This window comes from Ruminococcus sp. (assembly GCF_017549005.1).
Taxonomy (GTDB): Bacteria; Bacillota; Clostridia; order Oscillospirales; family Ruminococcaceae; genus Ruminococcus.
Map to the genome: position 1 here is coordinate 77349 of NZ_JAFYYT010000001.1, position 18787 is coordinate 96135.

17 protein-coding genes are annotated in these 18787 nt (G+C 47.6%); all 17 read right to left on the reverse strand.

Annotated features, from left to right (window positions below):
- Position 1 precedes the first annotated feature (1 nt).
- The 17 genes from IKW96_RS00375 to uppS all read right to left on the reverse strand — a co-directional run bounded on the left by IKW96_RS00375 (position 2) and on the right by uppS (position 18783).
- Positions 2-574 (reverse strand): DUF1648 domain-containing protein, encoded by a 573-nt coding sequence (locus tag IKW96_RS00375; protein WP_296568880.1) that lies wholly within the window; start codon positions 572-574, stop codon positions 2-4.
- On the reverse strand, positions 567-1292 hold the full coding sequence (gene hisA / locus IKW96_RS00380; RefSeq protein ID WP_296568883.1) for a 1-(5-phosphoribosyl)-5-[(5-phosphoribosylamino)methylideneamino]imidazole-4-carboxamide isomerase: 726 nt from the start codon (positions 1290-1292) through the stop codon (positions 567-569). The genes IKW96_RS00375 and hisA overlap by 8 nt, the downstream gene beginning before the upstream one ends.
- 23 nt (positions 1293-1315) lie before the next feature.
- Positions 1316-1771 (reverse strand): pyridoxamine 5'-phosphate oxidase family protein, encoded by a 456-nt coding sequence (locus IKW96_RS00385; protein ID WP_296568886.1) that lies wholly within the window; start codon positions 1769-1771, stop codon positions 1316-1318.
- Between the two features lies 1 nt (position 1772).
- Positions 1773-2468 (reverse strand): tyrosine-protein phosphatase, encoded by a 696-nt coding sequence (locus IKW96_RS00390; protein ID WP_296568888.1) that lies wholly within the window; start codon positions 2466-2468, stop codon positions 1773-1775.
- Positions 2465-3067 carry an imidazole glycerol phosphate synthase subunit HisH gene (gene hisH / locus IKW96_RS00395; RefSeq protein WP_296568891.1) on the reverse strand — a complete coding sequence of 201 codons (603 nt, stop codon included), beginning with the start codon at positions 3065-3067 and terminating at the stop codon, positions 2465-2467. The genes IKW96_RS00390 and hisH overlap by 4 nt, the downstream gene beginning before the upstream one ends.
- A complete protein-coding gene (hisB, locus tag IKW96_RS00400) occupies positions 3067-3648 on the reverse strand; it encodes an imidazoleglycerol-phosphate dehydratase HisB (protein ID WP_296568895.1) in 582 nt (193 codons plus the stop codon). Before hisB ends, hisH begins: the two co-directional genes overlap by 1 nt.
- A gap of 11 nt (positions 3649-3659) precedes the next feature.
- On the reverse strand, positions 3660-5111 hold the full coding sequence (locus IKW96_RS00405; RefSeq protein WP_296568898.1) for an aminotransferase class I/II-fold pyridoxal phosphate-dependent enzyme: 1452 nt from the start codon (positions 5109-5111) through the stop codon (positions 3660-3662).
- A gap of 62 nt (positions 5112-5173) precedes the next feature.
- Positions 5174-6460, reverse strand: a complete 1287-nt coding sequence (gene hisD, locus IKW96_RS00410) for a histidinol dehydrogenase (protein WP_296568901.1) — start codon at positions 6458-6460, stop codon at positions 5174-5176.
- Positions 6460-7089 carry an ATP phosphoribosyltransferase gene (gene hisG, locus IKW96_RS00415; RefSeq protein WP_296568903.1) on the reverse strand — a complete coding sequence of 210 codons (630 nt, stop codon included), beginning with the start codon at positions 7087-7089 and terminating at the stop codon, positions 6460-6462. Before hisG ends, hisD begins: the two co-directional genes overlap by 1 nt.
- Positions 7086-8282 (reverse strand): ATP phosphoribosyltransferase regulatory subunit, encoded by a 1197-nt coding sequence (hisZ, locus tag IKW96_RS00420; protein ID WP_296568905.1) that lies wholly within the window; start codon positions 8280-8282, stop codon positions 7086-7088. Before hisZ ends, hisG begins: the two co-directional genes overlap by 4 nt.
- Positions 8283-8356: 74 nt before the next feature.
- The gene (locus tag IKW96_RS00425) at positions 8357-12682 is read right to left on the reverse strand and encodes a PolC-type DNA polymerase III (protein WP_296568907.1); all 4326 of its coding nucleotides are present in this window, start codon (positions 12680-12682) and stop codon (positions 8357-8359) included.
- A gap of 123 nt (positions 12683-12805) precedes the next feature.
- Positions 12806-13891, reverse strand: coding sequence for a flavodoxin-dependent (E)-4-hydroxy-3-methylbut-2-enyl-diphosphate synthase (gene ispG / locus IKW96_RS00430; RefSeq protein ID WP_296569078.1), 1086 nt, complete (start codon positions 13889-13891; stop codon positions 12806-12808).
- Between the two features lies 1 nt (position 13892).
- Positions 13893-14807: a ribonuclease Z gene (locus tag IKW96_RS00435; RefSeq protein ID WP_296568910.1), complete on the reverse strand. Its 915-nt coding sequence runs from the start codon at positions 14805-14807 to the stop codon at positions 13893-13895.
- Positions 14800-15879, reverse strand: coding sequence for a site-2 protease family protein (locus tag IKW96_RS00440; protein WP_296568913.1), 1080 nt, complete (start codon positions 15877-15879; stop codon positions 14800-14802). Before IKW96_RS00440 ends, IKW96_RS00435 begins: the two co-directional genes overlap by 8 nt.
- Positions 15880-15908: 29 nt before the next feature.
- Complete coding sequence (locus tag IKW96_RS00445; protein ID WP_296568916.1) at positions 15909-17060, reverse strand: 1-deoxy-D-xylulose-5-phosphate reductoisomerase; 1152 nt, start codon at positions 17058-17060, stop codon at positions 15909-15911.
- A 104-nt stretch (positions 17061-17164) separates the two neighbouring features.
- Positions 17165-18043, reverse strand: a complete 879-nt coding sequence (locus IKW96_RS00450; protein ID WP_296568919.1) for a phosphatidate cytidylyltransferase — start codon at positions 18041-18043, stop codon at positions 17165-17167.
- Positions 18043-18783, reverse strand: a complete 741-nt coding sequence (uppS, locus tag IKW96_RS00455) for a polyprenyl diphosphate synthase (protein ID WP_296568922.1) — start codon at positions 18781-18783, stop codon at positions 18043-18045. The genes IKW96_RS00450 and uppS overlap by 1 nt, the downstream gene beginning before the upstream one ends.
- Positions 18784-18787: the final 4 nt, after the last annotated feature.

An 18787-nucleotide genomic window follows, 5' to 3' on the forward strand; every position in this document is an offset into this window, starting at 1 on the left:
ATCACTTCCTTAAATTGTTTCCTATAATGAGTATTATCACCATAACTGAAATATACACAAGTTCTGCTATGATAATATATAATTCTGACTTTTTCAGCCTTATTCTGCTGTCAGCTGCCAATGCAGCTCCACCGATAAAAACTACAGGTAAAATCTGAAAAATCCTGATCGGTATACCAAATGTGAACATTCTCGTCTGATGTATGACGCAATGCGCCCAAATAGAATAGAATACAGCCCAGAACAGCTTCGTTGCATCAAAAACGATAAGCACAGCTTTTCTGACCGATATATCGTCCTCTTCACTGAGCTTTCTGCTTATACGCTTTGCCTTATTAACTGCAATACTTCCCACCGTAAATACCAAAGCAAGTCCAAAACCTGCAATAAACGGAAAAAACGCATAGGCTCTTGAAGCGTACACATCAAACTCGTTATCCGCACCGTAATGCATTCCTATCTGCTCGGGAAAATCCTTGTACACTATAAGCATATACACCAGATACACGCCCAGCATTCCGAAAGACAGGACATTTAAAACCATTTGAAGCTTTCTGAAAGTATTCTTATTCATTTGAATACTCTATTGCTTCCTTCAGGTTCAGTGTACCCTTGTATATTGACTTACCGCAGATAGTTCCGTAGAGTCCCATTTCCTTGCAGGCGATTATGTCATCCATAGTATGTACACCGCCGCTTGCCACAATATTCGCTCTGCCCTCTGTGGCGTCTGCAAGCTTTTTCAGCTGCTCGCGGTTAACGCCCGAGAGAGTTCCGTCTTTGGAAATATCGGTAAATATGAAATACTTCACACCCGACTCTATCATCTTATCGGCAAGATCGATGTAGTGTACATCGGAGCTTTCAAGCCAGCCCTCCGTAGCGACCATTTCATTCATTGCATCTATCCCTACCACGATCTTCTCACTGCCGAACTTCTCAACAGCTTCACGGACAAGCTTCGGATTTTTCAGAGCAACCGAGCCGAGGATAACCCTTGTGATACCCATATCAAGATATGCCTTTATAGTCTCAAGGCTGCGTATGCCGCCGCCGAGTTCTACCTTCAGGTTCGTCTTTTCGGCAACATCGGTGTATATTTTCGTATTGACCGGTCTGCCCTCCTTGGCACCGTCAAGGTCTACCATGTGTATCCACTCGGCTCCGGCCTTCTCGAAGTTCTTCGCAGTCTCAAGATAGTCTGAGGCCACCTTTTCAACTGTGGAAAAATCGCCCTTGAACAGGCGGACGCAGTTGCCATCCTTTATGTCTATTGCGGGGAAAATTATCATATAAAATCTCCTTTTGATCTTGTTTATATCCCTGTGTATCTCTCACAGCCGTAGCTTTGGGAGCTTATGTCAAAAGTCTCGATATACGGAACGTTTTCATTGTATATCCAGCGCTGGATATACTGCGGTCTGAGGACAAAGAGCCTTTCGTTATCAAGCGACGTGTATGCGTCAAATGATCCTCTGAAGCATTCGCGGAAAGCTGTCGAAAAAGCGGCGTTGTCAAGAGGCCGTCCCAGCTCCTCGCATATGCCCTCTATCTGTATATTGTCTATGCACAGAGCGGCGTTCCTGTTTGCCGAAAGCTGACGGTACTTTCTCAACTTTATGTCAGTCTGGAAGTAAAAATCTCCGTTTATCTGCACGACGCTCATCATTCTTGACGAGACCCTGTCGTTTTCAGATGTGGAAAGCACCATTTTTCTGCCCTTTCCGAAATCGGAAAGGAACTCTTCTAATTTACGCGAAAACAGCTCCATATCATATGCCTTTCATAAGCTTGTTCCTTATCATATCAGTCTGTTCTGACGACAGTCCGATATATTCAAAATAGCTTTCTGCGCAGCCGAAGCGCTGAGTGAAAAGGTCGATAAATCCGTTCATGCTCTTTTCGTTGGCAAGAACGATATTCCTGTCGACCTCAGGGTGAGCCGCAAGAAATGCATTCAGCCTTTCCTTGTTGTACTCACGGCTGACAACGTAATCATCAACTATCGCTGCACGTTCTGCTCCGCAGAGCATGAGTATTATCGCAGCTACAACGCCTGTTCTGTCCTTGCCTGCGGTGCAGTGGAAGAGTACGCCGCTTTCTGCTTCTGCAAGCACTTTCATGACATTGGGCATATTCTCCGCAAGCGCTATATCCATATACGAAAGCGGAACATCTTCAAGGCTTTCGGGTACGCCGCTGCCTTCGGTTATCGGAAAATGGTAATATCCGAATCCTGCCGTTTCAGCAAGCTTATCAGGAGCCTTTTTGGTTTCAAGTTCGGTACGCATATCGATTATAGTCGTGATACGGCTTGAAACGAGCTTCTCAATGTCCTTCTCTGTGAGAGTCGTAGGTACATCGCTGCGCCAGTACACACAGTTTTTCGTTGTTCCGCCGTCGGAAGTCCTTATCTCTCCAAGCTCACGGGTATTGTATGAGCCTGAAAGCAAGCTTGTGTAGATCATATAAGTCCGCCAAAGCTGCGGAGTATCTTCAAGCCTGTTTCTCCGCTCTTTTCAGGGTGGAACTGCGCTCCGTAAACGTACCTGCCGTCATAGACCAGTGCAGGCACTCTTCCGCCGTACTCAACATATGCGGCGATGTCTTTATCCTCACAATGAGCCTTGTAAGAATGTACGAAGTAAACGTACTCATTATCCCCCACATTTTCAAGGAGCGGACAGTCGTTGAGCTTTTCAAGCTTGTTCCAGCCCATATGAGGTATTATAAGCTCGGGCTCCTCCATTTTGCGGACGCTGCCGCCTATAAGTCCGAGACCGTCGCACTCCTCAAACTCGTATCCCTTTTCAAATATGAGCTGCATACCGAGGCAAATGCCGAGGAAAGGCTTCCTTGCAGCTTCTTCTTTTATAGTGTCAACAAGTCCCGTAGCTTCAAGCTTTTTCATTGCCGCAGGAAAAGCGCCTACTCCCGGGAGTATCACAGCGTCGGCAGCCTTTACGGACTCCTTGTCGCTGACAAGCCTGCTTTCAAGCCCGAGATAGTCAAGGGCGTTCTTTACGCTGAAAATATTTCCTGCGCCGTAGTCGATTATCGCTATCATCAGAGAACTCCTTTCGTTGACAGCGTCGAACCGTCGGCATTCTCGGTAACAGCTGTTTTCAGTGCGTGTGCAACTGCCTTGTATACAGCCTCTGCCTTGTGGTGGTCATTGCTGCCGTAGAGAAGATTTATATGGAGAGTCATGCCCGAATTAAAGGCAAATGCACGGAAGAACTCCTCTGTCATGCAGAGGTCGTACTCGCCGCAGCTCTGATTGGTAAAATCACAGTTGAAAACAAGGAAAGGGCGGTTGCTGAGGTCAAGGCTCGCCATTGCAAGGGACTCGTCCATGGGGATATAAGCCGTACCGTAACGTACTATTCCCGACTTTGCACCGAGTGCCTGTCCCAGAGCCTGTCCTATAGCTATTCCAGTGTCCTCGATAGTGTGGTGACAGTCAACGTTGAGATCGCCCTTTACCTTAACACTCATGCTGATACCGCTGTGAACGGAAAGAGCTGTGAGCATATGGTCAAAAAAGCCTATGCCTGTGTCGATCTCAGCCTTTCCCTTTTCGTCAAGGGCTAAATTTACTCTGATCTGTGTTTCCTTTGTAACTCTTTCGATTTCAGCCTTTCGCATAATGTACTCCTTTATTTTCTGAAATATCCGTCGAGTACTTCGATGAAACGTGCGTTTTCCTCTGCACTTCCCGATGTTACTCTTATAAAGCCTTTGAATTTTCTTATCGCAATGGAATTATCCAGCATATAACGATATATTTTCTCAAATTCGTCCGTTTTTACAAGTACAAAATTGGTACAGGTCTCATATACCTTTTCAAAACAGCCGTACTTTCCATTGATCGAAACGATATCACTGTAAAGCTGCTTTGTGTTCTTTATGATAGCGTCGCGGCAGTCCGAAAGATACTTCTTTTCGGAAAGTATATCCGAAACTATGGTCTGAGCAACTGTATCGTTATTGTAAGGCGACTTTGCCGCACGTATGGCATTGGTAATTGTCCTGTTCGCAACTGCAAAGCCGAATCTTACTGCTGCAAGACCTATAGCCTTTGAACAGGTCTTGAGTATAATGAGATTGTCGTAATTGTCAACGTCTGCAAGCACTGACTGATCCCAGAAGTCCATATAGGCTTCATCGAGGATAACGAGACAACCGTCAAGAGATTCGATTATCTTCTTCACTGAAGCCCTGTCAAGTCCGAGAGACGTAGGGTTGCAGGGATTGGAGAAGATAAGTCCCTTTGCCTTTTTCTCCCTGCAGAAAGCTATGAGCTTGTCAGCGTTTATGGTAAGGTCTGCTTCTTTCTGATAAGTCTCCACATTTACCTCATAGAGCTGTGCATAGAACTCATACATTGAGAAGTCGTGAGATACGTTGACTACAGTATCTCCTGCTTCAAAAAAGCAGCCCTCAATAATGCTTATGAGCTCGTCGGAGCCGTTTCCTGCGCTGATAAGCTCCTCGGGCACATTGTAAAGCTCCGAAAAAGCCTTTGTGGGAGCCTTTGCAAGACAGTCGGGATAGCGGTTGAAGTCTATCTGCGAGATGCTCTTTCCGATCTTTGCCTTTAAGCTGTCAGAAAGATTGAAACAGCTCTCGTTTGCGTCAAGTCTGATGTCATAGTGTCCTGTTATAGGGTCATAAGGCACTAAATTCACCAGTTTTTTATTAAGCTTGTAACTCATATTATTTATCCTTTCATTTTCTGACAGAAAGACAAGTTCGTCATTTATTATGCAGTTTTCTTTCCGCCATCTTTTCATTTCAGAACTCCGCGGAAATCTAACAAATTCTTTGACATCTTCAGCAAAAGCACCGAATTTACGGAAATTATATCTGCCCTGTCTTAAAGTCAGCAGGTGATTTGTTCCCGATTCAAGATCAAGGATATCTCCGCCGTCATAATCCTCGCTGTCACAGTCATTGTAATAGTATACCGACGTGATATTCCCATGTTCATTACGCTTACCGTACAGTATGTAAGGGTCGTCTTCCCAGAAGCATATGGGGCATATTTCAAATCTGCCTCTTTCTCCAATGGTGCGGTAGCCGCAGCAAAGACAGCGGTATTTCTTCATTTATTCTCCTTATTTTAAACACCTATAGGGCAGCTGTATTTCAAGCCGCCCCATTGCGTGATTCAGTCTTCAAATCTTACCTTGATAGCATTAGCGTGAGCTGTAAGTCCCTCGCGCTCTGCGATAAGAACTATGTCGTCCTTAGCCTGTCTGAGCGCTTCCTCTGTGTAGTAGGTGTAGGCTGTACGCTTCGTGAAGCTTGCAACTCCGAGAGGCGAGAAGAAACGGGCTGTACCGCTTGTAGGCAGGACATGATTTGGTCCTGCGTAGTAGTCGCCGAGAGGCTCGGAAGCGTAGTTGCCGAGGAATATAGAACCTGCATTATCGAGGCTGCCGAGAAGCTCAAACGGATTTTCCATGAGGACTTCAAGGTGCTCGGGAGCTATCTCGTTTGCAAGCTCAACGCACTTCTCGCGGCTGTCTGCAATTATAATAGCACCATAGTCCTCAAGAGACTTCTCGATGATGTTCTTTCTTGAAAGATACTCTTTCTGACGCTCTATTTCCTTTATAGTGCCGTCTGCAAGCTTTTCACTTGTAGTTACCATAATTGCGGAGGCAAGCACATCGTGCTCTGCCTGCGACATAAGATCGGCAGCTGTGAACTTCGGATCTGCGGTATCGTCAGCGATTACAAGTATCTCGCTCGGTCCCGCTATCATGTCGATGTCAACAACGCCGTAAAGAAGCTTCTTGGCTGTAGCAACATAGATATTTCCGGGGCCTACTATCTTGTCGCACTTCGGTATCTCCTCAGTGCCGTATGCAAGAGCTGCAATAGCCTGTGCGCCGCCTGAGAGGAATACTCTGTCAACTCCGCAGATAGCTGCTGCAACAAGGATATCCTTGTTGGGCGTGCCGTCCTTTAAAGGGGGAGTTACCATTACTATCTCCTCAACTCCTGCGATCTTTGCAGGGATAGCATTCATGAGCACGCTCGACGGATAAGCAGCAGTACCGCCCGGTACATAGAGACCTACCCTGTGTAACCCACGTATGCGCTGACCCATTATAACGCCGTTTTTCTTGGGTGAAATGAAGCTCTGCTCCACCTGTCTGTTGTGGAAGTCCGCAATATTCTCCTGTGCATTGAGAAGTGCATCAACGAACTCCTGATCTGCCTCTGTGAGGGCGTCGTTGATGACCTCGCGCGGAACTTCGTAATATTTCGGAAGATTTCCGTCAAACTTCAGCGTATAGTTCTTAACGGCTTCATCACCGTTGTTCTTTACATTTTCTATTATCTCCGATACGACCTCTGTGACCCTTTTATTGGTCTCGCCGCTTCTCTTTTTCAGATCGTTGAGAAAAGCGACCTCGTCCGTACCGTTGGCAAATATTTTCTTCATCAAAGATTCTCCTCTATAAGTGTGATAAGTCTGTCTATTTCAGCGTGCCTCATTTTCAGGCTTACGGTATTGGCGATGAGTCTTGCAGAGATAGGAGCTACGTCCTCGATGACCTCGAGTCCGTTCTCTCTGAGAGTCGTACCTGTTTCAACGATATCAACTATACCGTCGGCAAGCTCAAGGAGCGGTGCCAGCTCAACAGAACCCTCAATCTTGATTATCTCCGTATCCATGCCCTTCTTCTCGAAGAATGTTCTCGCAACATTGGGATATTTTGTAGCAATGGTCTTGATACCGTAGCCGCTGTAGAAATCGTAGCCCTTTTTGGTCGCGAGTGCGAACTTGCACTTTCCGAAGCCGAGGTCAACAAGCTCATAGAACTTGCCCTTCATCTCCATGATAGTGTCCTTTCCCACAACGCCCATGTCGCAAACGCCATGCTCAACATAGGTGATAACATCGTTCGCCTTTGCAAGTACGACTTCAAGGTTGGCGTCGGGTACAGGAAGTATGAGCTTTCTGCCCTTTTCGCGGACAGCTGTGCAGTCGAAGCCGAGCTTTTCAAGCAGATCGACCGTATCCTTTTCAAGTCTGCCCTTTGTAAGAGCCATTCTTATGGGCTTATTCATATGGAGACCTCCTTGCTTTCGCCGTCTATTACTACTACCTTTGGTATCTTCTTTTCTATGGCGTACTCACGAACACTTTCTATATCGTCGAAAAGCGCGTTCTCAACGATAAGTCCCTGCTCGCGGAGCTCACGTGCAGCCTTTATCGCGGCTACCTCGCAGCCCTCCTCGGCAAATACGATAACGTCTGCCTTGGGCTCGGCAGGAAGTACGTCGCTCTTCTCCATGAGCTTTGCGACTGCGTTGATGTTGACTGCAAAGCCAACTGCGGGAACGTCGTAACCGAACTCGGAAATGAGCTTGTCATATCGTCCGCCAGAGAGGACTTCCTCACCGTGTCCCTGTAAATATCCCTTTATGATAAGACCTGTATAGTAATCTGTCTTGTTAACGAGTCCGAGGTCAACTGTAATGGTTCCCTCACCGCCGCAGAGCTCGGAAGCGTCTGCGTATATCTCTCTCAGCTCGTCGAGTATATGCTTGATGTTCTCATCAGGCATGAGCTCCTCAGCCTTCTCAAATACTTCCTCGCCGCCGAAGAGTGCAGGAAGCTTCTTGAGCGCATTGGTGACGGGTGAAGCTCCGAAACTGTCGAGCATATCATTGAGCGCAGGGAAATTCTTGTTCTCGATAAGCTTTCTTATACTTTCCTTGTCATGCTCGGAAGCTTCAAGCTTGCCGACGAGCTCCTTGAAGATACCGATATGTCCGAGCTCCAGCGAGAACTCCATGCCGAAGGAATTGAGAGAATCCACAGCAGTGGATATGACCTCAAGGTCAGCCATTTTCAGCTGCGAGCCGATAAGCTCGATACCTGCCTGTACTACCTCGTCGCTCCTTCCCTTGAGGGAGGGCTCTGTGGTGTATACAGCCTGTGCATAGCACAGCTTGAGCGGAAGGTCCGCGTCCCTCAGTCTTGTTGCGACAATTCTCGCGATAGGCATAGTCGTATCGGGACGCATTACAAGAAGCCTGCCCTTGCTGTCAGTGAGCTTGTACAGGTTCTCCTGCGGAAAATAGCGTGAATTAAGGTTGAACACGTCATAAAATTCAAGTCCCGGAGTAATGGTCTCGCTGTAGCCGCGGCTCTTGAAAAGATTCATGAGCGTGTTTTCTATATTTCTTCTTACGATACACTCCCCGAAGAGCAAGTCCTTTGTACCCTCTGGAGTGATAAGATCATAGTTTTTCATATTATACCTCCTCGTCAATCACTTTAGTCTGCTAACATGGTACTATGATAACATATTACTAAAGAAAAGTCAAGTCAAAAGAAAGACATCTGAGTGGATTCGGGCAAATCACCAAATGCACCTATGCTTTTCAACATATCAATTGTTGTTTTTGACGCTCCGCTTTCAGACTGGAACTCCTCAATGGACATGAAGCCGCCTTTCTGTACAGCCTCGTATATGCCCTTTGCAGCGTTGTCTCCGACGCCGCTCATTGCAGAAAACGGTATTCTCAGCTTTCCGTCCTCAACAAGGTAGTCAGTAGCGTGAGACCTGAACAAATCTATAGGCAGGAACTCGTAGCCTCTCGACATCATCTCGTTTGTAATGAGAAGTATATCATAGAGGGCGCTGTCCTTGTTGGTCCTGTCGTTTCCGAGAGCCTTTATCTCCTCTATCTTTGCGCGTACTGCGCCGATTCCCTTTACCGCAAGCTCTGCGTCGAAGTCCTCACCTCTTACGGAGAAGTAGGTAGCATAATACTCCAGCGGCATATGGAGCTTGAACCAGCCCAGCTTTATGGCAGCGATAACATAAGCCGCCGCATGAGCCTTAGGGAACATATACTTTATTTTAAGACAGCTCTCTATGTACCACTCGGGTACGTTATGGTCGCGGAGCATCTGAATTATCTCAGGAGTAAACTGCTTCGGAGCTTTTCCCTTTCGGGTCCACTCCATTATCTGGAAAGCCATTTTCGGCTCTACGCCCTTGTATAAAAGGTAGGTCATAATGGAGTCACGGGTTCCGATAACGTCGGAAATGGTGCATACGCCGTTGTCGATAAGGTCTTTTGCGTTGCCAAGCCATACGTCGGTACCGTGGGAAAGTCCGGATATCTGCAGGAAGTCGCTGAACTTAGTAGGCTTTGCGTCAAGAAGCATCTGTATGGTAAAGCCTGTACCCATTTCGGGTATGCCGAGGCTTCCTGTCTTGCAGTATATATCCTCTGGAGTTACCCCAAGCACATCGCAGTTGGTGCACATACGTATAACATCAGGGTCCGATGTGGGAACGTCCTTTATCTTTATTCCCGTCAAGTCCTCAAGGTGCTTGTAAAGAGTCGGAACTACGTGTCCCAGCTCGTCAAGCTTGAGTATGGTATCGTGGAGGGAGTTGAACGTAAAATGCGTTGTGATTATCTCCGAATCCGCAGTATCGGCAGGGTGCTGAACGGGAGTGAAGTCGTAAACGTCGTAATCCGACGGAACAACGACCATTCCGCCCGGGTGCTGACCTGTTGTCCTCTTTATACCTGTACAGCCTATGGCAAGCCTGCTAAGCTCAGCATTGTTCAGAGTGATTCCGTTCTCCTCGCAGTATTTCTTGACATAGCCGTATGCTGTCTTTTCAGCAACAACCGAAATAGTTCCCGCCTTGAACACGTTCGACTTTCCGAAGAGCTTTTCCGTATAGCGGTGAGCCCAGAACTGGTATTCATCGGAGAAGTTAAGGTCTATATCAGGCGCTTTGTCGCCGTCGAAGCCAAGAAAGGTCTCGAATGGGATATCGTGTCCGTCGCGGTTCATGTCCTTTCCGCAGTCGGGACACTTTTTCGGAGGCAGGTCGAATCCTGAACCGTACACACCGTCAAGAAGGAACTCGCTGTGCTTGCAGTTAGGGCATACATAATGCGGCGGAAGCGGATTTACCTCCGAGATTCCTGCCATTGACGCCACAAATGACGAGCCGACAGAACCTCTCGAACCGACAAGATATCCGTTCTCGACAGAGTTCCATACAAGCTTCTGAGCAATGATATAGAGCACTGAGAATCCGTGCTTGATGATAGATGAAAGCTCACGGTCAAGGCGCTTGTCAACAAGCTCGGGGAGCGGATCTCCGTATATCTCATGAGCTTTGTCGTGGGTTATCTTCACGAGTTCTTCCTCTGCACCCTCGATAGTCGGGGTAAATGTTCCCTTCGGGATAGGGCGTATCATCTCTATCTGATCGGCAATGGCGTTTGTGTTGGTTATAACGACCTCTTTAGCCTTGTCCTCGCCAAGATACTCGAATTCCGCCATCATCTCCTCAGTCGTCCTGAAGTACAGGGGAGCCTGTTCCTCCGCGTCATTGAATCCCATGCTCGCAAGGATTATTTTACGGTATATAGCGTCCTTCTGATCTATAAAGTGAACGTCACAGGTAGCACAGGTCGGTATTCCAAGCCTGTCGCCAAGTGCGACCACCTCGCGGTTGAAGTCGCGGAGCTCCTCGTCGTCACGGGCAACACCTTTCCTCACCATGAACCTGTTGTTGCAGATAGGCTGTATCTCAAGATAATCGTAGAATTTTGCAAGATTGTCGATATAGTCCTGGTCACGGATATCAAGAATAGCCTGGAAGAGCTCTCCCGATTCGCAGGCGCTTCCGAAAATAAGTCCCTCACGGTGCTCGATAAGCTTTGATTTTGGGATAAGCGGCTTTTTGTAGAAGTATTCGAGGTTGCTGAGCGAAACGAGCCTGTAGAGATTTTTCAGACCTGCCTGATTGCGGACAAGTATGATATGGTGATAGCTTTTAAGCTTCTTTATCTCTATCTCATTCACGAGGATATTGAGCTCCTGCAGAGTTTTGAAACCGCGGTCGGTCTTCAGTCTGCCTGCAAGGGCAATATATATCTTCGCAAGCATAAGAGCGTCATCTGAGGCTCTGTGGTGGTCGAATTTACCGAGTTTCAGCTGCTTTGCCACAAGATTGAGCTTATGACGTCCCATTTCTGGCAGCATGGACTGACACATAACGAGAGTATCAACCCATGTGTACTCAAAGGTCATGTTCTTGCGTTTCAGCGCCTGATTTATCATGTTTGTATCGTATCTTGCGTTATGAGCTACGATAACAGGCTTGTCTCCGCAGAACTCCATGAACATTTTCAGAGCCTCTTCCTCATCGGGAGCATTTGCTACATCAGCATCGCTTATACCTGTGAGTTCAGTGATATGCTCGGGGATATGGAATCCCGGATTGACCTTTGTGTTGAAATCATCGACTACCTGCAGATTTTTCAGCTTTACAGCACCTATTTCCGTCAGACGGTCGTTGCGGAAGCTGAGACCTGTAGTCTCAACGTCAAAAATTATTATCTCGTCGTCAAAGGAGCGGTCGTCGTCGCCGTAAACGACCATGTCACGCTCGATATCATTGACAACGTAAGCCTCCATACCGTAAATTGCCTTGAAGTTCTTGGGCATATTATACATACAGTCAGGGAAAGCCTGTACGTTTCCGTGGTCGGTTATCGCCATAGCCTGATGCCCCCACTCAGCCGCTCTGTTGATGAGCGTAACAGGGTCGGTAACGGCGTCCATAGCCGACATATTCGTATGGCAGTGGAGTTCCACGCGCTTTTCGGGATAGTTGTCCATTTTCGGGATACGCTTTACCTTAATAAGGGAATTAACGGAAATAACAATATCCCTCGCAAAGGAATCATAGTCAAGCTTTCCTGATACAAGAAGTGTAGCGCCGCTCTTTATGGAACCGAGCTTCATCTCCTCCACTTCTTCATTTTTTGCAAATATTTTCAGTTTAAGTGAGCCGCTGTAATCGGTGACATCATAGGTTACAACTGTCTTTTCGTTGCGTACTTCCTTCAGCTCCGAAGCAAAAACGTCGCCGACCACTACCACCTTTTCGCCCAGGTGCTGAACAGCCTCGCATATCGGAACAGGCTTTTCACGTATAGCCCTGCCCTTGATGACCTCGGCGGATTCCGCGTCGAACTCCTTGTTCAGAGCGCCGATATCTATGGTAACTGTAGGTATTACCGACCTGACCTCCTCAGCCCTTATCTCATCGGGAGTCCTGTCTGGAATCAGCTGGTCGCTGTAGTCGGGGAGGTCGGCTTCGATACGCTCTATCATCTCGTCGAACTGCTCCCTGCTGACGGAGCTGTCGCCGTCAAGAACCACCTTTACGCGCACGCCGAACTGATTGTATATCAGCTGAGAAAAACAGCGGCAGAAATTATATCTGTCCAGTATATCCCTGCCGCCGTGAACTATTCGTATACGGAGCTCATCGTTATTCAGAGAGACCTCCGCGTCATCGAGAAAGCCGTTGACAACAGGTATATCGCGCTTGAGCAGCTTTACAAGCTCGCCGTAGCAGTCCATTCCGAATTTTTCGGAGGGGTAGCGGCAGGCAAGTCTTGCCTGCTCGACCTTTATGGCAGCTTCAACTGCTTTTTCAAACGCAAAGATATCATCACTCGGAACAAGACTGTCAAAGTGAACGTGGAAACGGATATTTTCAAGATTTTCCGTATATGTAAGCTTGAAGATCTCTCCGGCAAGCACACTTTCGGGCAGTTCCAGTGAATAATCCTTTAAAAATTCGGAAATTTTGACCTGCATTTTACGACTCCTCGTTTACAAAATATTTGTACCATTTTGTAAAAATAAAAAAAATTTATACCTTATTAAACGGTTTTCCGTTTAATGAACCCCTGTTTCAGCCCCCTTATAGAAGGGCATATTTCAAAGCTTGTCTATCTCTGCAAGAAGCTCGGGAACTATTTCTGCTTCACTAACCTTTCTCTGAGTGCCGTCCTTCTTGAAAATAACAGCACAGCCGTCGCCGCCGGCGATACCGATATCAGCTTCACGGGCTTCTCCGGGACCATTTACGATACAGCCCATAACCGCAACCGTAATATCCTTGTCCATGTCCTTAACGGCTTCTTCCACCATTTTTGCCGCCTTGACAAGGTCTATCCTCGTTCTGCCGCAGGTAGGACATGAGACCAGTCTCACGCCGCCGCGCTTGCCGATACTTTTGAGGATATCCTTTGCAGCTTCTACCTCGCGTACAGGGTCATCTGTAAGCGAAACACGGATAGTCTCGCCGATACCGTCGCAGAGCAGAGAACCTATACCAATGGAGGATTTAATAAGTCCCATACGCTCAGTACCTGCTTCGGTAACTCCGAGGTGGAGAGGATAACTGCACTTTTCGGCTGCAAGTCTGTATGAAGCGATCATTTTCTGAACGTCCGAAGACTTTATGGAAATAACGATATCATTGAAGTCGAAATGCTCAAGCATTGCCGCATGAGTCATTGCACTCTCAACCAGAGCCTCAGGCGTCGGAGAACCGTATTTCGCAAGTATCTCCTTTTGGAGAGAGCCCGAATTGACGCCTATGCGGATAGGGATATTTTTAGCGCGGCAGGCGTCAACAACTGCCTTCACTCTGTCCATACCTCCGATATTACCGGGGTTTATACGTATCTTGTCAACTCCTGCTGCTGCGGATTCGAGAGCGAGCCTGTAATCAAAGTGTATATCTGCAACAAGAGGGATATTTACCGCTTCCTTTATTGCAGGTATAAGTCTTACGGCGTCCATATTAGGTATAGCAGCGCGGATTATCTCGCAGCCTGCCTTTTCAAGCTCAACAGCCTGCTTTACGCTTCCCTCGATATCATCGGAGCGTGCATTCAGCATCGACTGAATGTATATATGTTTTCCGTCGAGGACGCAGTCCCCTACCTTAACAGGTCTAACATTTCTCATATCATTTCTCCTATCGTCATTTACGGTAAAAGCTGACGCTTTACCGATTCTAAAGAGTTATCTTTGCTCCGTCCTCGGTCACTACGGTCTCCGAAAATATTTTCCGAAGCTCCTCTGCATAAACAGAGGGAACCTTTTCCGCAGGGCTGTAATGAGTGAGCCAGAGCCGCTTTGCCCCGGCTTCAAGAGCGATATTGCAGGCGTCCTGCATGAGCATATGACACTTTTCGTTCATTGACTCCTTACGCTCGGGGATACCGTACATTCCCTCACATATGAAAAGGTCGGAATCCAGTGCGAAAAGCCCAAGCTCGGGTATAGGGAGCGTATCTGTCACATAGGTTATTTTCAATGGCTTCTTCTTCTCTCCCGTCACAGCCTCAGGGGGAACTCTCAGTCCGTCGGCAAGAGTGACTGTCTCTCCGTTGTGGAGCCTTTTCCAGAATTCAACAGGTATATTCATCGCCTTGGCGTTCTGCGGAAGAAATACGGGTCTGCGCCTGAGTACAAGACTGTATCCGAGGCAGCTGACTCTGTGTGAGAGCGGCATGGTCTTTATCGTAAGCAGAGGGTCTATCATATCCGCCTCAAACTCATAGTTTCTGTCCTCGGGCAGACCGTGGAGCTCCACCTTATAGGGCAGACCGCCGCAGACGCTCATAAGCTTTTCAATAACAGGCAGGCAGTTCTCGGGAGCGAATATATCAATGGGCTTTGTACGCGAGCTGTTTCCTATAGAAAGAAGCAGCCCGGGAAGTCCCGTAACATGGTCAGCATGGCAGTGAGTGATAAGTATAGCTTCTATCCTGCTTATTTTCAGTCCGTGCTTTGCAGCAGCCACCTGAGTTCCCTCACCGCAGTCGATGAGTATCGCTTTTCCATTATACTCGGCATAAAGACTCGTAAGGAACCTTTCAGGAAGCGGGAGCATTCCCCCCGTTCCCAACAGACATATGTCAGCCATGGAAGCCTCCCGAAACAAGTTTTACTATATCGTTGTATGTTGCAAATATCATGATTCCGAAAAGAAGTGCCATACCTGCAAGGTGCACATAGCCCTCATGCTCGGGCTTTACAGGCTTGCGGCGAACGAGCTCTATAACGCAGAACAGCAGTCTGCCGCCGTCAAGTCCCGGTATGGGAAGAAGATTGAATATTCCCACGTTTATGGTTATAAGAGAAGTAAGCCACAGTAAATTGAGGATCGCGTCCCTGACGTTCTCGCTCTCGGCAGCAGCCTCGTTTATGGTGGAAACTACTCCCACAGGTCCCGAAACGTCCTCCTTTTTCGCCTTGCCCGAGATCAGCTGTTTAAGCGAATTGGTTATGACATGGGACATAGTCATGAAGAGCTCTCCCGAGCCGCGCATAACTGTGAGCGGATTCTTGTTGTAATACCTTATGCCGAAATCCACTGCTTCTTCCTTGTCAGTAACAGAAGTATCCTGGAACACCACATTTTCTATGGTTTTTCTCTTTCCGCCGCGCTTTACAACGACCGTATAGGATTTGTCTGTTTCTATTTTTTCAAATACATTATTGAAATCCCATGCACTGTATATCCTTTCGCCGTCGATAGATATCAGCTTATCTTCATGGCGAAGACCTGTTTCGTAGCTTCTCGCATAGTATATGGTATTCCCGTCGTCACCGCGCTCGCCGACAAATCCGTTGATAACTGTGGACGGCACCTTGTTGAGCATACTCATGAATATAATGATCGCAACAAAGCCGAGGACAAAGTTCATCGCCGCACCTGCAACAAGGACTATCATCCTCTTCCAGAGCTTTGCATTGCGGAAGCTTCTCGGGTCGCTGTTCGTCGAATCCTCGCCCTCCATAGCGCAGTATCCGCCTATCGGCAGAGCTCTCAGGGAGTACTTTGTCTCGCCCTTTTTCTTCTGCAGCAGCTTAGGTCCCATGCCTATGGAAAACTCCAGCACCTTTATCCCGCTGAGCTTTGCACATATGAAATGTCCGAACTCATGTACTGTAACTATTATTCCGAAAATGATGATCGCTATTATAACACCCATTTAGTATGTTTCCTTTCTGAATCAAAGCCTTATAATGCTGAGATACGCTCTCTGACATAGGCTCTTGCAGCCCTGTCGGCACTCATTACATCATCATAGCTCTTTATTTCCGACGGCTCAAAGCTGTCAAGCACCGAAGCCACGGTCTCGCCGATATCGATGAACTTTATCTCGTCATGGAGGAAAGCCTTAACGGCTTCTTCATTGGCGGAATTAACGAGACAAGGGTATGAACCGCCGCGCTTTATGGCTTCGATAGCTGCGGACAGGCACTTGAACGTGTCAAGATCGGGTTTCTCAAATGTGAGCTTTCCGTAATCCGTAAGCGAGAGTCTTCCTGTGGGACAGCTCATTCTGTTGGGATATAGGAGAGCGTACTGTATCGGTATCTTCATATCCGGAACACCCATCTGGGCGATCACGGAGTAGTCGTTGTACTCAACAGCGGAGTGTACAACGCTCTGACGGTGTACCACTATCTCAATCTGTTCGGGAGCAAGGTCGAAGAGCCATTTTGCCTCGATGAATTCAAGTCCCTTGTTCATGAGAGTTGCGGAATCTATGGTTATCTTGTTGCCCATGTCCCAGTTAGGGTGATGAAGAGCCTGTTCCTTTGTGACGTTCCTGAGTTCCTCATAACTTCTGCCGAAGAATGGTCCGCCCGAAGCCGTGAGGATTATCTTGCTGAGCTGTTCGCGCTTGTTGCCCTGCAGGCACTGGAAAATAGCTGAATGCTCGCTGTCAACAGGATATATCTTCACACCTTTTCTTGCAGCCGCGCTCATCACAAGCTCGCCGCCTGCAACAAGAGTCTCCTTGTTTGCAAGGGCAATATCCTTTCCTGCTTCTATAGCCGTAAGCGTAGGGAGAAGTCCGACCATACCGACTACGGAATTGAGTATGATATCGGCTTCTTCAAGTGAAGCAAGTCTGCAAAGTCCTTCCATGCCGCATAAAAGCTCAACATCTGTGTCGGAAATACGTCTTTTCAGCTCGGCATACTTCTCCTCGTTGTAAATGCAGGCATATTTGGGGCGGAATTTCCTTATCTGCTGCTCAAGAGCCTCAATGCTGCTGTGAGCCGCAAGCGCTGCGACTTTCAGCCCGTGCTTCTCGCAGACCTCCAGTGACTGCGTTCCTATCGAACCTGTTGATCCAAGTATCGACACCGTTTTGTTCATTGTTTTTTCCCCTTTTCTCGGAAATAGCTCCCGAAAATATATTATGAAAAAGTCCTTTATAAAATGCGAAAGGGACTATCCGTGAATAGTCCGTTTCAGAAATATCACTGTACGCCGAATAAGGCGATAAATGCATAAAAAGTAGGCAGCACGAAAAGAACGCTGTCAAAGCGGTCCATAAGTCCGCCGTGTCCCGGCATTATCTTTCCGTAGTCCTTGAAGCCTATCTGACGCTTTACCATTGAAGCCGAAAGGTCTCCTACAGTACCTATAACAGCACATACAGCACCTGTTACAAAGGCAATAAGGGCTCTCTTTACTGTAAAGCCGTAATAGCACGAAAAAGCGACTGTATAAGCAATAGCAGTTGTGAGGATACCGCCCACAAGTCCCTCGACAGTTTTCTTGGGGCTTATCTCGGGGCAGAGCTTGTGCTTGCCTATGGCGACACCTGTAAAATATGCTCCCGTATCTGCTATCCACGCACCGCAGAGTCCCATAATAAGCAGGAAAAGTCCGCTTTCAGAGTCATAGCGCTCCATGCGAACCATAGTTGTCATCGCCTGCGGTACAAGTATCATTACAGCAAGTACAAAGAATACCTGCTCATAGCGTATCGCCTTGTGATTTCTGAGCCATGTGACAAACACAACGAATGCACACAGAAGCATTGCTCCGAACACATATACGTTATAATCGTGAGCATAACGCCACGCACAGAACTCATAATGCGGCGGAACAACAGGTCCGTCTACTGTAAGCTTTGTCATTATACCGTATAGCACCGGCACTGCTATTCCGTAAGCCTCTGCCGCTATGAGTATGGGCAGACATTTATGGAGCTTTACCGCACGGAGAAGCTCAAAGAGCATAACTGCGATTATTGCTGCGACTGCTATGGGCAGAACAATGGTGTCGTGGAAAAAAAGTACGGCACTCAGCAGTACAACACCCACAGCTCCCGAAATGATTCGCGTAAGCATCAGACACCTCCGAAGCGGCGGTTTCTTCTTGCATACTCGATAAGCGCCTTGTCAAGCTCGGCAGGCGTAAAATCAGGCCAGAGCACATCTGTAAAATAGTACTCCGCATAGGCGCACTGCCATATGAGATAATTTGAAAGTCTCAGTTCGCCGCTGGGACGGATAAGAAGATCAACGTCGGGAAGTCCTGCGGTATAAAGATTATCCGCAACCGACTGCTCTGTGATGTCCTCTGGTCTTATCTCGCCGTTTACAGCTTTCTGTGCAAGGGCTCTTGCAGCGTGTACGATCTCATCGCGTCCGCCGTAGTTTACAGCCATCATAAGGTTCATCTCCGTATAATGAGCCGTATCCTCCTCAAGCTTTATCATCTTTTCCTGAAGGTCAGCGTCAAAGGCGCTCTTGTCGCCGAGGAAAATCATACGGGTATTCTCGCTGAGGAAGTTTCTTACGTCAACGATGTAATCGCGGAAGAGCTCCATGATAGTATTTACTTCATCGTCGGGGCGCTGCCAGTTCTCTGTGGAAAAGGCATAGAAGCTGATATTCTTCAGTCCGATGTCCTTGCAGTAGCGGACTATCTTCTTGAACTGCTTCGCACCCTCGCGATGTCCGAATGGACGCGGCAGACCACGTTTCTTTGCCCATCTGCCGTTTCCGTCCATGATAAAGCCTACGTGCTCGGGAAGCTTCTCGGGCAGCGTAAGCTCAGTTGTTTCCTTTTTTCCGAATAATGCCATATTT

Coding starts and splice junctions, on each gene's coding strand:
- IKW96_RS00435 (WP_296568910.1), bottom strand. CDS start 14,807: ATGGCTGACATATGTCTGTTGGGAACGGGGGGAATGCTCCCGCTTCCT.
- hisA (WP_296568883.1), bottom strand. CDS start 1,292: ATGATAATTTTCCCCGCAATAGACATAAAGGATGGCAACTGCGTCCGC.
- hisB (WP_296568895.1), bottom strand. CDS start 3,648: ATGCGAAAGGCTGAAATCGAAAGAGTTACAAAGGAAACACAGATCAGA.
- IKW96_RS00390 (WP_296568888.1), bottom strand. CDS start 2,468: ATGATCTACACAAGCTTGCTTTCAGGCTCATACAATACCCGTGAGCTT.
- IKW96_RS00375 (WP_296568880.1), bottom strand. CDS start 574: ATGAATAAGAATACTTTCAGAAAGCTTCAAATGGTTTTAAATGTCCTG.
- IKW96_RS00440 (WP_296568913.1), bottom strand. CDS start 15,879: ATGGGTGTTATAATAGCGATCATCATTTTCGGAATAATAGTTACAGTA.
- hisZ (WP_296568905.1), bottom strand. CDS start 8,282: ATGAAAAACTATGATCTTATCACTCCAGAGGGTACAAAGGACTTGCTC.
- uppS (WP_296568922.1), bottom strand. CDS start 18,783: ATGGCATTATTCGGAAAAAAGGAAACAACTGAGCTTACGCTGCCCGAG.
- IKW96_RS00425 (WP_296568907.1), bottom strand. CDS start 12,682: ATGCAGGTCAAAATTTCCGAATTTTTAAAGGATTATTCACTGGAACTG.
- hisG (WP_296568903.1), bottom strand. CDS start 7,089: ATGAATAAGCCCATAAGAATGGCTCTTACAAAGGGCAGACTTGAAAAG.
- hisD (WP_296568901.1), bottom strand. CDS start 6,460: ATGAAGAAAATATTTGCCAACGGTACGGACGAGGTCGCTTTTCTCAAC.
- IKW96_RS00445 (WP_296568916.1), bottom strand. CDS start 17,060: ATGAACAAAACGGTGTCGATACTTGGATCAACAGGTTCGATAGGAACG.
- IKW96_RS00385 (WP_296568886.1), bottom strand. CDS start 1,771: ATGGAGCTGTTTTCGCGTAAATTAGAAGAGTTCCTTTCCGATTTCGGA.
- hisH (WP_296568891.1), bottom strand. CDS start 3,067: ATGATAGCGATAATCGACTACGGCGCAGGAAATATTTTCAGCGTAAAG.
- IKW96_RS00405 (WP_296568898.1), bottom strand. CDS start 5,111: ATGAAGAAATACCGCTGTCTTTGCTGCGGCTACCGCACCATTGGAGAA.
- IKW96_RS00450 (WP_296568919.1), bottom strand. CDS start 18,043: ATGCTTACGCGAATCATTTCGGGAGCTGTGGGTGTTGTACTGCTGAGT.